The sequence below is a fragment of the Neobacillus niacini genome, assembly GCF_031457145.1.
GTDB lineage: Bacteria > Bacillota > Bacilli > Bacillales > Cytobacillaceae > Neobacillus > Neobacillus niacini_J.
On record NZ_JAVDVZ010000006.1, the window covers coordinates 236,980 to 252,828 of the forward strand.

General features: G+C 38.1%; 14 protein-coding genes, 1 pseudogene and 1 riboswitch. Of the genes and pseudogenes, 6 read left to right on the forward strand and 9 right to left on the reverse strand.

The genetic code is table 11. The features are described from left to right. Positions 1 to 98: 98 nt before the first annotated feature. Positions 99 to 2,810: an aconitate hydratase AcnA gene (gene acnA / locus J2Y03_RS16635; RefSeq protein WP_310195887.1), complete on the reverse strand. Its 2,712-nt coding sequence runs from the start codon at positions 2,808 to 2,810 to the stop codon at positions 99 to 101. A gap of 353 nt (positions 2,811 to 3,163) precedes the next feature. Here acnA and sspO point away from each other — a divergent pair, with 353 nt between their 5' ends. Beyond that, on the forward strand, positions 3,164 to 3,313 hold the full coding sequence (sspO, locus tag J2Y03_RS16640; RefSeq protein ID WP_132086590.1) for a small acid-soluble spore protein O: 150 nt from the start codon (positions 3,164 to 3,166) through the stop codon (positions 3,311 to 3,313). Between the two features lie 46 nt (positions 3,314 to 3,359). On the opposite strand, the gene J2Y03_RS16645 is transcribed toward sspO, so the two are convergent. Further along, positions 3,360 to 3,638, reverse strand: coding sequence for a hypothetical protein (locus tag J2Y03_RS16645; protein ID WP_132086588.1), 279 nt, complete (start codon positions 3,636 to 3,638; stop codon positions 3,360 to 3,362). Between the two features lie 118 nt (positions 3,639 to 3,756). Here J2Y03_RS16645 and J2Y03_RS16650 point away from each other — a divergent pair, with 118 nt between their 5' ends. Further along, entirely contained in the window at positions 3,757 to 3,897 is a 141-nt protein-coding gene (locus J2Y03_RS16650) for a small acid-soluble spore protein P (RefSeq protein ID WP_165903014.1), read from the forward strand. 73 nt (positions 3,898 to 3,970) lie between these two features. Here J2Y03_RS16650 and selA read toward each other — a convergent pair whose 3' ends face one another. Next, entirely contained in the window at positions 3,971 to 5,377 is a 1,407-nt protein-coding gene (gene selA, locus J2Y03_RS16655; protein WP_310195890.1) for an L-seryl-tRNA(Sec) selenium transferase, read from the reverse strand. A gap of 96 nt (positions 5,378 to 5,473) precedes the next feature. Here selA and J2Y03_RS16660 point away from each other — a divergent pair, with 96 nt between their 5' ends. Next, the gene (locus tag J2Y03_RS16660) at positions 5,474 to 5,866 is read left to right on the forward strand and encodes an Hsp20/alpha crystallin family protein (RefSeq protein WP_310195892.1); all 393 of its coding nucleotides are present in this window, start codon (positions 5,474 to 5,476) and stop codon (positions 5,864 to 5,866) included. 85 nt (positions 5,867 to 5,951) lie between these two features. Here J2Y03_RS16660 and J2Y03_RS16665 read toward each other — a convergent pair. Beyond that, positions 5,952 to 6,137 (reverse strand): annotated as a pseudogene (locus J2Y03_RS16665) (Rdx family protein); the annotation flags it as partial. Positions 6,138 to 6,342: 205 nt separating this feature from the next. Here J2Y03_RS16665 and selD point away from each other — a divergent pair. After that, a complete protein-coding gene (gene selD, locus J2Y03_RS16670) occupies positions 6,343 to 7,395 on the forward strand; it encodes a selenide, water dikinase SelD (protein ID WP_310195893.1) in 1,053 nt (350 codons plus the stop codon). Between the two features lie 293 nt (positions 7,396 to 7,688). On the opposite strand, the gene J2Y03_RS16675 is transcribed toward selD, so the two are convergent. The 3 genes from J2Y03_RS16675 to J2Y03_RS16685 all read right to left on the reverse strand — a co-directional run bounded on the left by J2Y03_RS16675 (position 7,689) and on the right by J2Y03_RS16685 (position 11,224). Continuing rightward, positions 7,689 to 8,657, reverse strand: coding sequence for an L-threonine 3-dehydrogenase (locus tag J2Y03_RS16675; RefSeq protein WP_310195894.1), 969 nt, complete (start codon positions 8,655 to 8,657; stop codon positions 7,689 to 7,691). Between the two features lie 59 nt (positions 8,658 to 8,716). Then, the gene (locus J2Y03_RS16680) at positions 8,717 to 9,907 is read right to left on the reverse strand and encodes a glycine C-acetyltransferase (protein ID WP_310195895.1); all 1,191 of its coding nucleotides are present in this window, start codon (positions 9,905 to 9,907) and stop codon (positions 8,717 to 8,719) included. Positions 9,908 to 10,225: 318 nt separating this feature from the next. After that, positions 10,226 to 11,224 carry an NAD(P)H-dependent flavin oxidoreductase gene (locus J2Y03_RS16685; RefSeq protein WP_310195897.1) on the reverse strand — a complete coding sequence of 333 codons (999 nt, stop codon included), beginning with the start codon at positions 11,222 to 11,224 and terminating at the stop codon, positions 10,226 to 10,228. A 214-nt stretch (positions 11,225 to 11,438) separates the two neighbouring features. After that, positions 11,439 to 11,540, forward strand: a riboswitch (purine riboswitch). Positions 11,541 to 11,658: 118 nt separating this feature from the next. On the opposite strand from J2Y03_RS16685, the gene J2Y03_RS16690 reads away from it, so the two are divergent. Continuing rightward, positions 11,659 to 12,252 carry a xanthine phosphoribosyltransferase gene (locus J2Y03_RS16690; RefSeq protein ID WP_310195899.1) on the forward strand — a complete coding sequence of 198 codons (594 nt, stop codon included), beginning with the start codon at positions 11,659 to 11,661 and terminating at the stop codon, positions 12,250 to 12,252. Then, complete coding sequence (locus tag J2Y03_RS16695; RefSeq protein ID WP_132086570.1) at positions 12,252 to 13,547, forward strand: nucleobase:cation symporter-2 family protein; 1,296 nt, start codon at positions 12,252 to 12,254, stop codon at positions 13,545 to 13,547. The genes J2Y03_RS16690 and J2Y03_RS16695 overlap by 1 nt, the downstream gene beginning before the upstream one ends. Before the next feature lie 44 nt (positions 13,548 to 13,591). Here the strand turns inward: J2Y03_RS16695 and J2Y03_RS16700 are convergent, their stop codons facing one another. Then, complete coding sequence (locus J2Y03_RS16700; RefSeq protein WP_132086568.1) at positions 13,592 to 14,719, reverse strand: Ger(x)C family spore germination protein; 1,128 nt, start codon at positions 14,717 to 14,719, stop codon at positions 13,592 to 13,594. Further along, complete coding sequence (locus J2Y03_RS16705) at positions 14,716 to 15,828, reverse strand: GerAB/ArcD/ProY family transporter (protein ID WP_310195902.1); 1,113 nt, start codon at positions 15,826 to 15,828, stop codon at positions 14,716 to 14,718. Before J2Y03_RS16705 ends, J2Y03_RS16700 begins: the two co-directional genes overlap by 4 nt. Positions 15,829 to 15,849: the final 21 nt, after the last annotated feature.

Below are 15,849 nucleotides of genomic sequence, written 5' to 3' on the forward strand. Positions count from 1 at the left end.
ACATCGCACCCTTCGCTCTACAAGTAAATAGTTTATTTTTCTCTAAAATATATAATATTCTAAAAAACCACCATGCAAAGCGCATGGTGGTTTGAATATTATGCTTCTTGTAATTTTTCACGAAGTACCATTGGAAGGATACCACCATGACGGTAGTAATCTACTTCAACTTCAGAATCGAAGCGAACAAGTACTTCAAATTCTTTTTTGTTACCAGCTTCATCAGTTGCAGTAACTTTTAGGAAGTCTCGTGGTTTAACGTTTTCGTCTACTTGAACATCGATTGTTTCTTTACCAGTTAAACCAAGTGTTTCAGCGCTTTCGCCATCTTTAAATTGAAGTGGAAGAACGCCCATTAATACTAGGTTAGAACGGTGGATACGCTCGAAGCTTTCAGCAAGAACAGTCTTAATACCTAAAAGGTTTGTACCTTTTGCAGCCCAGTCACGTGAAGAGCCCATTCCGTAATCTTTACCAGCAAGAACAATAAGTCCAGTGCCGTTTTCTTTGTACTTCATGCAAGCATCATAAATCGATGTAACTTCACCAGTTGGCCAGTAAGTTGTTACGCCGCCTTCTGTACCTGGTGCGATTTGGTTACGGATACGGATGTTTGCAAATGTTCCACGCATCATAACTTCGTGGTTACCACGGCGAGAACCGTAAGAGTTAAAGTCACGAGGCTGAACACCTTTTTCTAATAAATACTTTCCAGCTGGAGTATTTTTACCAATTGCTCCTGCAGGAGAGATATGGTCAGTTGTTACGGAATCTCCGAACTTACCTACCACACGAAGTCCATTTAATGGCTCAACAGTACCAGGTTCTGGTGATAAGCCTTCAAAGAATGGCGGGTTTGCAATGTAAGTGGAATCCTCATCCCAAGTGTATAATGGCTCATTGCTAGTTTTAATTTCGTTCCAACGCTCGTTATCCCCGAACACATTCGCATATTCTCTACGGAATAGTTCTGGAGTAACTGTGCGTTTAACAACGTCATTTACTTCAGCTGTTGATGGCCAAATATCCTTAAAGAATACATCATTGCCGTCTTTATCTTTACCGACTGCTTCAGAAGCAAAATCAATGTTCACTGTACCTGCTAGAGCATAAGCAACAACTAGTGGTGGTGAAGCAAGATAGTTTGCTTTTACAAGCGGATGAATACGTCCTTCAAAGTTACGGTTACCTGATAGTACAGAAGTAACTAAAAGATCGTTTTCAGCGATTGTTTTTTCAATTTCCTCTTTTAATGGACCGGAGTTACCGATACATGTCGTACAGCCATAACCAACTAGGTTGAAGCCGATTTGCTCTAAATATGGAAGTAATCCGGAATCACGAAGGTATCCAGTTACAACTTTAGAACCGGGTGCTAATGAAGTTTTAACAAACTTAGGAACTTCCATTCCAAGTTCAACTGCTCTTTTCGCAACAAGACCTGCACCTACTAATACATATGGGTTAGAAGTATTTGTACAGCTTGTAATAGATGCAATTGCTACTGCACCAGTTTTAATTGTGGTTTCATCACCATTTTGGAAGTTAACAACAGCTGACTTATCAAGCTCATCAGCCTGCAAGCCGAAGCCTTGATTTCCTTGTGGTGCAGAAACTGCCTTTACAAACTCTTCTTTCATTTTTGAAAGAGGAATCAAATCTTGTGGACGCTTAGGACCTGAAAGATTTGCTTCAATTATAGAAAGGTCAATTTCAACAACATTTGTATAAACTGGCTCTAAAGCTGGATCAAAGAATAATCCGTTTGCTTTACAGTATTGTTCTACTACATTGATTTGCTCTTCTTCACGGCCAGTTAAACGCATATATGCAAGTGATTCATCATCGATTGGGAAGAATCCGCAAGTAGCACCGTATTCAGGAGCCATGTTAGCAATAGTTGCACGGTCTGCTAGTGGCAGAACTGATACTCCAGGACCGAAGAATTCAACAAATTTACCAACTACCCCTTGGCTGCGAAGAACTTGAGTTACTTTTAAAGCTAAGTCTGTTGCAGTAGCGCCATTTGGCAGCACTCCAGTTAACTTAACTCCAACAACTTCAGGTACTGGGAAGTATGAAGGCTGACCAAGCATTCCTGCTTCTGCTTCGATACCGCCAACGCCCCATCCAAGAACGCCAAGACCGTTGATCATAGTTGTATGTGAGTCAGTTCCAACTAAAGTATCTGGATATGCTTCTAATTCACCGTCAGCAGTTTCTGCTACATGTACAACATCAGCTAGGTACTCAAGGTTAACTTGGTGTACGATACCTGTTGCAGGTGGAACTGCACGGTAGTTATTGAATGATTTTTGAGCCCAGCTTAAGAACTGGTAACGTTCAGCATTACGTTCAAATTCTAAATCCATGTTAACACGTAAAGAATCAGCAGAACCGTATGCATCAACCTGTACAGAATGGTCGATTACAAGGTCAACTGTTTTTTCAGGATTAATTTTATCTGGGTCCCCGCCAAGGTCAGCCATTGCTTTTCTTAATGAAGCAAGGTCAACTACTGCTGGTACACCAGTAAAGTCTTGTAGGATTACACGTGATGGCTTGAATGGAACGTCCACTTCTTTAAGCTCATCAGTTCCCCATTTTGCTAAGTTTTCAACGTGCTCCTTTGCGATGACACGGCCATCGTATTGGCGAAGCACAGATTCAAGTAATACTTTTACGGAATATGGCAATTTAGAAACATTGCCAATACCTGCCTCTTCAAGTGCACTTAAGCGGTAATAGTGGTAGCGTTTACCGTTTGCTTCAAAGGAAGTACGTGCGTTAAATACATCGTTTTTCACCATTGTAAATCCCCCTCATTCGTCATCATTAGCTAAAATTAACGAAAAGTCGAAAAGTTTGAATATTCCTATTCATCCCTACTTTTCTCACAATTCTAATCTTAATACAACCTTTTACATAAGTAAATAACAAGAAAGTTATTGTGATTGATAAGTTTTCCTTATGATATTTATGTATAATGTTCAAAATATTTAGACAAATCTTATGAGAACGTAAACAGAATTATCATAAAGATTAGAATTGCGTTCCTATTTATTATCTCAAAAAACTTTTTTGTTGTCATTATTTATCTCTAAAAGGAAATATTATCACTATCAGAGAGAATTCTACAGAATTCTCCTAGGAGGTGATTGGTATGCAAAGAAGAAAGTCAAATCATGTAATTCCAGGTGCGAATGCTGCTAAGGGGCAAGGAATGGGTGCAGGATATAATGAGGAAATGTCTAACGAACCATTAACAATAAAAGAAAAAATGAACAACAAAAAACGTAAAAAGAATCAATAACGGGCAGCTAAAAAGCAGGAGTAATCCCCTGCTTTTTAAATATGTTCTATTCTGTAAGATTTACTTCTTCCACGATACTTTGCAAATCCTGTTGAAAACGCTCTAGCTGTGCTCTTTGGTGCTCAGAAGCCACTTCCAGTGCATTTTCAATCTGCTGATAAGCTTCATTTACTTCTTCCTTTAAATGCTTCAACTGATGTCCATAACTTGCACTGTCACTAATAATGGTGGCAGCAAGTCCTTGAGCTTCTTCATACCCCTGCTGGGCAGCCTGAAAAGCTTGTTGTTTGTCCTTATTATATGGAAATCGATCAATCTCCGGCATTTGACTGTTTCACTCCCCTCAATCGTTTATAACGTTAAATTGCTCAGGGAAAAGATAAATTATTCAGCATAAAAAATCAGCAGCTTTGCATCCTAACCATATAGGAGGAGGGATGAAAATGGTGAACAAAAACGACGGCAAGGATATGAGAAGAAATCAACCAAAGACATCTGGTCAGCCTGAGCCTTTAAGTGGATCAAAAAAAGTGAAAAATAGAAACCATACACGTCAAAAACATAATTCACATCATGATATGTAATTAACCAACTCCCCTGTTTCGTGGGATCAAAGAAATAGTTCTAACCCCCTCTAGACTGATGAGGGGGTTGCTCTTATAATTGGAATAAGGCTTGAAGTAAAAGGTGTTCTTCTTCCACTGTGACGGTTCTTAAATCAATGATGTATTCCTCTTTTTGAATTCGTCCAACAATGGCAGGTTTAAATTCTGTCCTTAGTTTTCTTCCGACCTGTTCTGCTGTAAATGAATGATGTTTAAGTGAAATAACATAAGTCGGAAGTTGAACATCTGGCATCGTTCCCCCACCTACTTGACTTGTACCAGGGAAAGTTCTTACTTGAAAATGATTTGAACCTTGTAACAAGTTTGTAACAAATCTCTTCGTTCTTTCGTCTAATATATCAGTAGAAACTAATAAATCACGGATTGTCGGAATGTTTTTTACTCCCATTTCCCCTCGGGCATAGTCAATCAGCGTGCCTTCAAGTGCTGCTAACGTCATTTTATCTACCCTAACTACTCGTGCTAATTGGTGTTTTTTTAAACGGTCAATGATTTGCTTCTTCCCAGCAATAATACCTGCTTGAGGTCCTCCTAGCAGCTTGTCTCCACTAAAGCTTACAATATCTGCACCCATTTCAATGACTTCTTTCACAACAGGTTCATCACCGATTCCGTGTTTTCGAAAGTCAAATAGGGCACCGCTTCCAAGGTCTTCATAAAAAATAATATTATCAGCACGTTGTGTCAGCCCAATGAGCTCTTCTGTTTCGACAGATTTAGTAAATCCAATCACTTTAAAATTACTTGTATGTACTTTCATGACAATCGCCGTTTCAGGATGAAGCGCATTTTCATAATCATATAAATGAGTTTTATTCGTAGTTCCGACTTCGACTAATTTCGCTCCGCTTTCTTCCATGATTGAAGAAATGCGGAAGGAGCCGCCAATTTCTACTAGCTGACCTCTCGAAACAATGACTTCTTTATTTTCTGCAAGCGCTCTTAAAACAAGATAAACAGCGGCAGCATTATTATTCACGACCATCGCAGCTTCTGCACCTGTAATTTCTTTAAGAAGAGTTTCTACATGGCTATGCCTTGAACCTCTCTCCCCTTCATTTAGCTTATATTCAAGGTTTGAGTAATTTTGTGCAGTTTCTACCACATGATGAATGGCATTGTCACTTAGTCTAGCTCTTCCAAGATTAGTATGTAGGATGGTTCCAGTTGCATTAATTACTTTTTCAATGGTATACGAAAATTGTTTCTTAATGTTTACACCTAATAGGTGAAAAACATCATCTATAAACTGATTTGTGCCCGGGGTTGCACCATACCAGTTTTCATTTATTATTAATCCCCTTATTTGGTCGACTGCTTCCTTTAACTGTTTTGTTAATTGGGTAATATCGAGATGATTCTCCCTAAGGAGAGCTTCGAACTGTTCGTGATTTTGCAGTTCATGTACAGCCGGAATTGAACGTAACCATTCTTTCACCAAAAAAACTCCTTTACTAATCCTACTTCATTCCTATTATAGCATTTCACCTTTTCATTCTGAATGAATAAAATACACCGAGCAAGGGGGATTGTTATGAAATCTAAAAAAAATATTCAGCCAATTGATTTTGACCTTGTGGAAAAGTGGTTGGAAAACTATTGCCTTGATCCGCTAACAACACAAGACGATTTGACTCAATTTAGAATAGATCTATACGAGACAGATAAAGAATGGATTGTTGAGGCATTACTTAACGAGTATAAAAGCTCTGACATTAAGGTATTTATAGAAGATAAAAAGCTCGTTATAACGGCTCTAAAACCTTCCACTTCCTCTAATAAACAAAAAAGAGTTCGCACTATCCAGTTCCCCTTTGAAGTCATAAATCAAAAAGTAACAGCTCATTATATTAATGGAATATTAGAGGTTCTGATATCAAAATCTGAAAAGGGATTAGGAAAAAATTGCTATATAACACTGCCCTAAGGTAAATCTTATGGCATAATTTTTTAAAATCTAAATTATAAAAATCAAATAACCCTGCTATCATATTTTGATAGCAGGGTTATTTTTATTTTTGCGAAATGATATCTATCATATCCTCTGTGTCTGGAAATACACCAGTATCTAATTTGGAATAGATCTTTTCCCCATTAACGGTTACTTCAAAGGCTCCACCTGATACAGGGATTAATTCCATTTTTCCAATCTTGCGGTTAAAGTGTGTAAACAGCTCCTCCGCGAAACTCGCGGCTTTTGGTGCATAGTTTCATTGCATGCAAAATTCAACAGTTATTTGATAAATGTTCATTTGAATCCTCCATTATTGCTAAATCTAATTACCTACATTTGTATAGTAAAAACATTTTAGCGTACTATTATTGTTCAAGCAAACCTTTTGCTTTTAATGTGCGAATTATAATATAAACAGTTATACTATTTAATGGAGGTGGATCTAATAAATGAGTGAGCAAGAAAAAATTCGCCTAACCTCTTTATCAACTAAAGCTGGTTGAGGCTGTAAAATTGGTCCTGAGGACCTGGCGCAAGTTTTGCGTCTTTTACCTAAGCAAGAACCAGTTCCTGAATTATTAGTGGGACACGAAACATCAGATGATGCGGGTGTTTATCAGTTAACTGACTCGATTGCACTTATTCAAACGGTCGATTTCTTTACGCCAATCGTGGACGACCCATATATGTTTGGACAAATTACAGCAGCAAACGCTTTAAGCGATGTTTATGCAATGGGTGGAGAACCGAAAACAGTCTTAAATATTGTCGCCTATCCAATAAAGAAACTCGGTGCAGAGGTGCTTTCAGATATTCTCCGTGGTGCAGCTGATAAAGTAAAGGAAGCTGGAGCATTAACTGTTGGCGGTCATTCTATAGATGACCAAGAACCTAAATTTGGTCTGTCTGTAACGGGAATCGTTCATCCTGATAAGGTTTGGAAGAACGTTGGGGCAAAACCGGGTGATGTTTTGGTGATAACGAAGCCAATTGGTGTAGGAATTATCACTACGGGCATTAAACGAAGCGTTGTTACTGCACAACAAGAACAAACCGTTACAGAAACAATGGCTGAGTTAAATAAAACAGCGGCTGAATTGTTAACAAATTATCATCCTCACGCTGTAACGGATGTAACAGGTTTCGGATTGTTAGGACATAGCAGTGAGATGGCACGCGGCAGTGATGTCAGCTTTGAAATCTCGTACTCTAAGGTTCCAATCCTTGAAGGTGCATTAGAGTTAGCCAGAGATGGAGTTGTACCAGGTGGATCCAAATCCAATCACAAATGGTTAATGGATGATGTCGCGTATGATGACCTTTCCCTTGAGGAGCAGTTAGTTTTGTGTGATGCCATCACTTCTGGTGGACTTCTCGTTTCTATCAGTGAAGAAGAAGCTGTTCAATATGTGGACAACCTCCATTCAGCTGGGAAACACTATGCTGCTATCGTCGGCAAGGTAACCGAGAAGAAAGAGAAATTAATATATGCAAAAAGATAACAGCGTGGCATGAGCCTCGCTGTTATCTTTTTGGGCTTTTTTGGGAATCAGAATTAAATTTTGCGCTTAAACCGTACAGCTTTTACAAAAAAGTGTACAGTTCTTACAAAAAACCATACAGCTTTTACAAAAACCGTACAGTTCTTACAAAAAACCATACAGCTTTTACAAAAAAGCGTACAGTTCTTACAAAAAACCATACAGCTTTTACAAAACATATATTTTATTACCTAAAATCACTCATAAAAAGATGACCTAAAACGGATTTAGGTCATCTTTTTTCCAGAACGCGACTAATTGGCCTTAGTTTTGTTCGATGTTAATTTATTGGTTAGCTTATAAATCATATCTTCGGTCATTTTGGCTAAGTCATAATAAAATTTAAAGCCCCACTCTTCTTCTGCGGCGACCGCATCAATGGAATTAGGCCAGCTGTCTGCAATTTTTTGGCGGACAGGATCAACATGATAGGTCATTTCAAAGCCTGGAAAATGTTTCTTTATTTCGTTTGCAATTTCTTCTGGGTCAAAACTCATTGCTGTGACATTGAACGCGTTACGGTGAACAAGTCTGCATGGGTCTGCTTCCATAAGATCGATAATCGCATTGAGAGCATCCGGCATATACATCATATCCATGTAAGTACCTTTATCGATATACGAAGTATACCTGCCATTTGTGATGGCTTCGTAATAAATTTCCACCGCATAGTCTGTGGTACCACCGCCAGGCAAGGCGACATGTGAAATCAATCCTGGGAACCGTAATCCCCTTGTATCGACTCCAAATTTGTGATAATAGTAATCGCTTAATAGCTCCCCCGCTACTTTATTCACTCCATACATGGTTGTGGGACGCATAATTGTATCCTGTGGTGTACTTTCTTTTGGTGTGGACGGTCCAAATGCACCAATTGAACTAGGTGTGAAAAATTGTGCATTAAGCTCTCTCGCTGTTTCTAATGCATTCATTAAACCACCCATATTTAAATTCCAAGCTAGAACAGGTCTTGCTTCGGCTGTAGCAGACAGCAGCGCTGCTAAATGCATCACCGTATCTACTTTGTGTTTTTTTGCTACTTCGCCCATCTTGTTGAGATCGGTAACATCAACGATTTCAAATGGTCCGCTCTGTGCTGCTTCACTGCCATTCTTTTTGATATCAGTAGCAATCACATTGTCTGTACCATACGTTTCCCTCAATTTCATCGTGAGCTCAGAACCGATTTGTCCTAATGCACCTGTAATTAAAATTCGTCTCATTCTTCTCCGTCCCCTTCACTTGTGTCATGGTACCCTCGCCCATCAAAGGGTTTCTCTAATCAAATAATGCCCATTTCCCTACCAACTTTCTCGTAAGCAGCAATGGCTTGATCAAGCATTTCTTTTGAATGCGCTGCTGTTGGCATATTGCGGACACGACCTGTTCCTTTTGGAACGGTTGGGAACACAATCGCTTTTGCATATACGCCCTCTTCATTCAAACGTTTGCTAAATTGCTGCGACAATGCTTCGTCCCCAATAATACACGGAGTGATTGGTGTTTCACTGTTTCCAATATTAAAGCCTAACTCCTTCAAGCCTTTTTTTAGGTAATCCCCATTTTCCCATAGCTTTTGGTTAAGTTCTGTGCTTTCCATTAAGATTTCAATCGATCTTTTACTTGCTGCTACATCCGCTGGTGTTAAGGATGTAGAAAAAAGGAATGGACGACTGCGAACCTTTAACCAATCAATTAAGTTCTTCTTCCCTGCAACATAGCCGCCCACGACGCCAATCGCTTTTGAAAGAGTTCCAATTTGAAAATCAATTTTGTCCGATAGACCGAAATGTTTAACTGTACCAGCACCATCACCCAGAACACCGGAGCCATGAGCATCATCTACATATGTAATGAGATCAAATTCTTCAGCAATTTTTGCGATTTCTGGTAATAGAGCAATATCTCCATCCATGGAGAATACACCATCGGTAATGACCATAATTTTATTGTATTGACCGGATTCCTTTGCTGCTTTCGCCTTCGTACGTAAATCTTCCATATCAGAATGATTGACACGAATAATCTTTGCTTTAGACAGGCGGCAGCCATCAATAATGGAAGCATGGTTTAATTCGTCGGATAAAATCGCATCATTTTTATCCATTACAGCCGAAATGGCAGCCATATTACAATTAAATCCTGATTGATAAGCGATAGCTGCTTCCGTATGTTTAAACTCAGCTAATTTCTCTTCGAGTTCTACGTGGAGTTTAAGTGTGCCATTAATCGTTCTTACTGCTCCTGCACCGACACCGTAAGTTTCAAGTGCCTCCGCTGCAGCTTTCTTCAAACGTTCATCTGTTGCTAATCCTAAATAGTTATTAGAAGATAGATTAACTAACTGTTTACCATTTATAGTAATCATAGGGCCATTTGGGCTTTCTAATGGATCGATGACATTATATAGACCCTTACCTTTTAAATCCTCTAGGTTATTGTTTAAAAATTGCTCCAAAATCTTACTGGACACATATATTCCCCCTTATTGTCGCTTTTAGAAAAACAATTGTCCGTCTCAGGTGGACAGTGAATTGTTGAATGAATCCCAATGTTAATGGGTTTCTTTAATATACTTTATCATACTTCATATGAAAATGTTCATACCATGTGGACATTTATTGAAAAAATTTTTTTCGTATTTTTTAGGGTATCCAATGAAAATAAGGTTATTTTTCGATTGATGTAAAAACGGTATGATCGGAGTACATATAGTCAATAAAATGGTTTCCAAGGAAAAAGAACCTGCCCAATAACTTGGACAGGTTCTTTTTTACTATTCCGGAAATTGTTACTTTACTATTAGTCTACTTAACTTTGCAGATGTTTTGTTCACTTTTTCCAACGCCTCTTGGTATTCGACCTCTAAGCGGTTTATGATATCAGCTGCAGACTCGATTTTGTCTATGGCGCCTACACCGTGCCCTGCGGACCAAATATCGCGCCAAGCTTTCGCATCGGATTTACCGGCCATATCATCAAAATCAACATTTTCTTTTTTAGCCAACTGTGCTGGATCAAGTCCTGCTTTTACAATACTAGGAATTAGCATGTTTGCCCGTACACCAGAAAAGGCATCGGTTAAGAGTACATCTTCCTGGCTTGAAGTGACTAACATTTCCCGATAATCGTCGTTCGCCATACTTTCTGTGGCAACAATAAACCTTGTTCCCATATAAGCAAGGTCTGCACCAGCAGCTTGAGCGGCTAATATCCCTTTCCCGGTAGAGATTGCGCCTGCAAGAACAATAATGCCATCCCAAAAAGTGCGGACCATATCGACAAATGCAAAGCTGTTAATTTGACCTGCGTGTCCACCGGCACCGCTGGCTACTAAAATCAACCCGTCAACACCTGTTTCCGCAGCCTTACGGGCAAATTTTAAATCGCTTACATCTGAGAAAACCAAGCCGCCATACTCATGAACTATTTCGACCACATGTTTTGGACTTCCTAAAGAAGTAATTACCAATTGCGGTTTGTGTTTTTTGATTAACTCTAGTTCTTCCTGAAGACGGCTATAGGTGCTATGTACCACCATATTCATGGCCCACGGTGCGATTTTACGGTCAGGCTCTGCTGCTCTTGCTTCTGCTAATTCTTCGTTTAACTGCCCCATCCATTGATCAAGTACCTCAATTGGTCTAGCATTTGGGGCGGGGAATGATCCAATTACACCATTTAAGCAGCAATTTTTCACTAAGTCCGGACCTGATACTAAAAACATTGGTGCCGAGATTACAGGAAGCCTCATTTGGTTCCACCAATTTTCAGGGATTGTTTTTTGCATATTCGTCACTCTTTCGTATTAGAATTTTCTGAATAAAACTTCTATTTTTATAGTACCTTAAAATGAATGGTTATTCAATCATAGAATGAAGCTTATGATTATAATAAATAAAGCGCTCTCAGTGCACGAACGAATAGTCCGAAAAACAACCTCAATGTTCGTCTTTTGTTAAATAAGCTATTGATTTCCGTTAGTACCATGTTATAATTTGTATGAAATTAAATATGGTTTCACTCATATAATCGCAGGGATATGGCCTGCAAGTTTCTACCGGATTGCCGTTAACAATCTGACTATGGGTGGGTAATGCAAATAGCGCTGTTCTTTTTAGCGTTCCATTATTGGTCTTTAAGCCCAAATGCCATTGCCTCACTCAACTACTGATGTGAGCACTGGCATTTGGGCTTTTTTATTTTTTCCTAGGGGGATAAACAATGAGATTATTAGAAGAAAAGATTAAAAAGGATGGCAGAGTCCTAAATGAAAATGTATTAAAGGTTGATTCATTCTTAAACCACCAAATTGATCCTAATTTAATGAATGAACTTGGCAAAGAATTTTCCCAGCTTTTTGCCGGTGAAGGAATTACCAAAATCGTAACCATCGAGTCTTCTGGTATTGCCCCTGCTGTAATGGCTGGATTATATATGAATGTTCCTGTTATTTTTGCTAGGAAAAGAAAATCCGTTACGTTAACCGATGATTTACTGACTGCAAGTGTACATTCTTTTACAAAAAATGAAACAAGTGAGCTCGCGATTGCCAAAAAATATTTAAATGAAAACGATAAAGTACTTATTATCGACGACTTCCTAGCTAATGGGCAGGCTGCTCTCGCCTTAGTCGAGATGGTTCAACAAGCAAATTCCTCGGTGGCAGGCATTGGTATTGTCATTGAAAAATCCTTCCAGCCAGGCGCACAAATATTGAAAGAGCAAGGATTAAGGGTTGAGTCATTAGCAAGAATCGCCTCGCTTTCCAATGGAGAAGTAACGTTTATCACTGAAGACATGGAGGAATTAATCTAATGAAACAACATCCTTTTAAAATTGTCTCTTTAGGAATTCAACATGTATTAGCAATGTATGCAGGTGCGGTTATCGTTCCGCTTATCGTTGGCGGTGCATTAAATCTTACGGGTGAGCAATTGACCTATTTAGTTTCCATTGATATTTTAATGTGCGGAATTGCGACAATCCTGCAAGTTTGGCAGAATCGCTTTTTCGGAATTGGCCTCCCAATTGTCTTAGGTTGTACGTTTACTGCCGTGGGTCCAATGATTGCAATCGGCGGAGAATATGGTGTTTCAGCCATTTATGGTTCCATACTCGTTTCTGGATTAATTGTTGTTTTGATTGCTCAGTTCTTTAGTAAGTTAATTAAATTCTTCCCTCCTGTTGTTACAGGATCTGTGGTTACGATTATCGGCATTACACTAATTCCTGTGGCAATGAACAATATCGCAGGTGGACAAGGCAGCCCAGATTTCGGCTCCCTCTCTAATCTCAGCTTAGCATTTGGTACTTTATTATTTATCATTCTACTCTATCGTTTTACAAAAGGATTTATTCGTTCTATTTCCATATTGTTAGGCTTAGCAGTGGGGACACTTGCGGCGTCATTAATGGGTAAGGTGAATTTCGCAGCTGTCGGGGATGCTTCATGGTTCCATATGGTAAAGCCATTTTATTTCGGTACACCAACCTTTGAATGGACACCTATTATAACAATGACTCTCGTTGCCATTGTAAGTTTAGTAGAATCGACTGGTGTTTATTTTGCCCTAAGTGATATCACTGGCAGAAAACTTAAAGAAAACGATTTGACAAAAGGATATCGAGCAGAAGGTCTTGCAATTATGTTAGGAGCATTATTTAATGCATTCCCTTATACTACCTACTCTCAAAACGTTGGGCTTCTACAGTTGACAGGTGTTAAGACTAAAAATGTTATCTATACCATGGGTACAATGTTAGTCATCTTAGGATTCGTTCCTAAAATTGGTGCCTTAACAACCGTTATTCCAACTTCTGTTTTAGGCGGGGCTATGGTGGCGATGTTTGGAATGGTGATTGCGTACGGTATCAAGATGTTAAGTAAAGTTGAATTTGCTTCACAGGAAAATCTATTAATTATTGCTTGTTCTGTGGGAATGGGTCTTGGAGTGACCGCTGTCCCTGATTTATTTGCGCAGCTGCCAGAAAGCGTCAAAATCTTAACCAATAACGGGATTGTGGCTGGAAGCTTAACGGCTATTTTCTTAAATATTGTCTTTAATGTTGCTAAGCAAGGACCAAAAGCAAGCAGTCAAGGTGTTGCTTAATATTTATTATAAAAAGCTATCCACCCGGATAGCTTTTATTTCTATTAGTCATTCAAACCCGTTCTAATTACAACGAAGTCTACTTTTACATTGACCTTAGCATTCTTATACATTTTATACCATTTTTCTTCCGTAAGGTTTGAGTGACGAACCGAACTTCTATAGATATCTCCAAATCCAAACACATCTGAATTTTTTGATTGACAAAAGGAAATGAGCTGTTCTATATCCTTTTTCATGCTCTTTTTAATTTCCTTTTCAATCAATTTCATGTTTTTTGGATTTCCAATATCAATTGGACTATTTATTTCAAGCATTCTGCCACTCAGTTTAATTTCTATTTCATATTCCAATTTTTCTTTATTTATTAATTTTATATTACTTCTGCTACGTATTGAATCTAGGGAGGCAACCGTTTTGTTAGTAAGTCCTTGCCCCCCTTTTAATTTTGAAGAATCGCTTTTTATTATGATATCCTTCGTTCCAGACTTATATTTATCATTGATCAACATTATGTAAAAGCTTTGTTCCGTATTCAATTTTCCAACTAATTTACCACCTTTGAAAATGGCCACTCCTTTGTAGACTACTCCATTATTATCTAGTTTACTTAAAATAGGTAAGACGGGATCTTTTCCGATTATGTAATGATCATGTAAAACCTCATGAATGGTTGATAAAGGCATCATTTTACTTTTGGTATTTTGGTCCATGAGCCTATAAATATGAGTACCGATATCAGGAATATGAGAGCTCTTAACATGTAACAAATCCCTAGCCCTTCCGTCCACCATTGCGATGTAGGTCATATCACTAATGGCTGGGTCACTTGTTAAAATTGGAGCTATTCGGATTTTTCCATTTTTAAGCAATTCTTCTCCATATAAAATGACACGAAGCTGCCCAGAAGTTAACCTTTTAGAGGTTTGATTATCTGCGTTTGAACGAATCCCCCTTATTGAAAGTGATTCAGAGTCCAAGATGACTACATCCTTCTGGGAATTGGTGTCAATTTTCAACCCGACCAACGTTCCCAAAAATGATCCATTTTTTCCAATGTCAAACCCCATCGTCGTGATGAGACCTACTTTATCAAGTACCTTGGGTTCTGCACAACCACAAAGTAACAAAAAAGATAATGAATAACAGCAAATAAATCCTTTTTTTATCATTGCATTTTCTCCATCGTGGAAGTTAATTTCTTCCTTATTAAACTAAGTGCATAAAGTATAAAAGGATAACAAAATACAATATAAAAAGCAATGATTGAAAAATAATGGTTTAACCTATTGATGTTTATACGACTATTAAAAAATAAACTGGGAATAAAAATAAATAAAATGAAAATCAACAAAACCCATTTTGACTTTTTTCCAAACGTCCGCTTAACACCTTGAATAGCGGCCCACAAATAAAGCAATAAATTAGGGAGGATTATGAGCAGCCAAAAGGTGATAATCACATACTCTATCCTCTCAATAAAAGGAAGTTTGATAATTTTAAATAAGGTAAGAGATGGCCAAATGGTTTTTTCTAACTGACCAGGACTAAAATAGATAATGGATAACAGCATAAGGAGTAAATACAAGATGTTTGTAGCTGCGATTCCTAAATGAGCAAATTTTTGAACTTTATCCTTTTCCTTCAAAAAAGGATAAACAACATAAAGAATCTCAAATCCTATAATGGTGAGTGTCATTTTATGTGTCCCCTTAATAATGGAAACTATATTTGTTTCCATTATGGGAAGAAGATGATTAAGCTCTGAATAACGTAATGGATAACCGATTAATCCTAACATCCAAATAGAAAGTATGAAACTAAAAAAACAAACCCCTACAATTACCCGAATCCCTCCCGTAAAACCATAAATGACTAATAGTAAGATGGAAACTGAAAACAACCAAGTGGGTACAGTTGGAAATATCCAGGTTTGTAAAACTTCGATATAGTTTTTTAATATGATCATAAACGCCAATAGGCAATAAAAGATAAAAAAACAATTAAGTATTTTTCCAATCCACTTTCCATACACAGTAATCTGAATGCCATAAATATCGGAAGTTCCATTTATCTGTAAGGTTTTGATCATAATATATACAACAACATGACTGAAAATGCCTGCAAGGACGACTGAAATCCAGGCATCTTGCTTTGCTTCGGAAAAAATAATCCGTTCGAACGCTTGAATCCCAATTCCAACTTGCATCGCATGGAAAATAAAAAATAATAAAAATGTATTTAACAGATATTGCTGCTTTGGTTGATATTGAACTTTCATCAAGTCACCTACTACCTAAGG

Excerpts from the sequence above, each read along its gene's own strand:
- acnA (WP_310195887.1), bottom strand. The coding sequence starts at position 2,810 with ATGGTGAAAAACGATGTATTTAACGCACGTACTTCCTTTGAAGCAAAC.
- sspO (WP_132086590.1), top strand. The coding sequence starts at position 3,164 with ATGCAAAGAAGAAAGTCAAATCATGTAATTCCAGGTGCGAATGCTGCT.
- J2Y03_RS16645 (WP_132086588.1), bottom strand. The coding sequence starts at position 3,638 with ATGCCGGAGATTGATCGATTTCCATATAATAAGGACAAACAACAAGCT.
- J2Y03_RS16650 (WP_165903014.1), top strand. The coding sequence starts at position 3,757 with ATGGTGAACAAAAACGACGGCAAGGATATGAGAAGAAATCAACCAAAG.
- J2Y03_RS16660 (WP_310195892.1), top strand. The coding sequence starts at position 5,474 with ATGAAATCTAAAAAAAATATTCAGCCAATTGATTTTGACCTTGTGGAA.
- J2Y03_RS16675 (WP_310195894.1), bottom strand. The coding sequence starts at position 8,657 with ATGAGACGAATTTTAATTACAGGTGCATTAGGACAAATCGGTTCTGAG.
- J2Y03_RS16685 (WP_310195897.1), bottom strand. The coding sequence starts at position 11,224 with ATGCAAAAAACAATCCCTGAAAATTGGTGGAACCAAATGAGGCTTCCT.
- J2Y03_RS16690 (WP_310195899.1), top strand. The coding sequence starts at position 11,659 with ATGAGATTATTAGAAGAAAAGATTAAAAAGGATGGCAGAGTCCTAAAT.
- J2Y03_RS16695 (WP_132086570.1), top strand. The coding sequence starts at position 12,252 with ATGAAACAACATCCTTTTAAAATTGTCTCTTTAGGAATTCAACATGTA.
- J2Y03_RS16700 (WP_132086568.1), bottom strand. The coding sequence starts at position 14,719 with ATGATAAAAAAAGGATTTATTTGCTGTTATTCATTATCTTTTTTGTTA.
- J2Y03_RS16705 (WP_310195902.1), bottom strand. The coding sequence starts at position 15,828 with ATGAAAGTTCAATATCAACCAAAGCAGCAATATCTGTTAAATACATTT.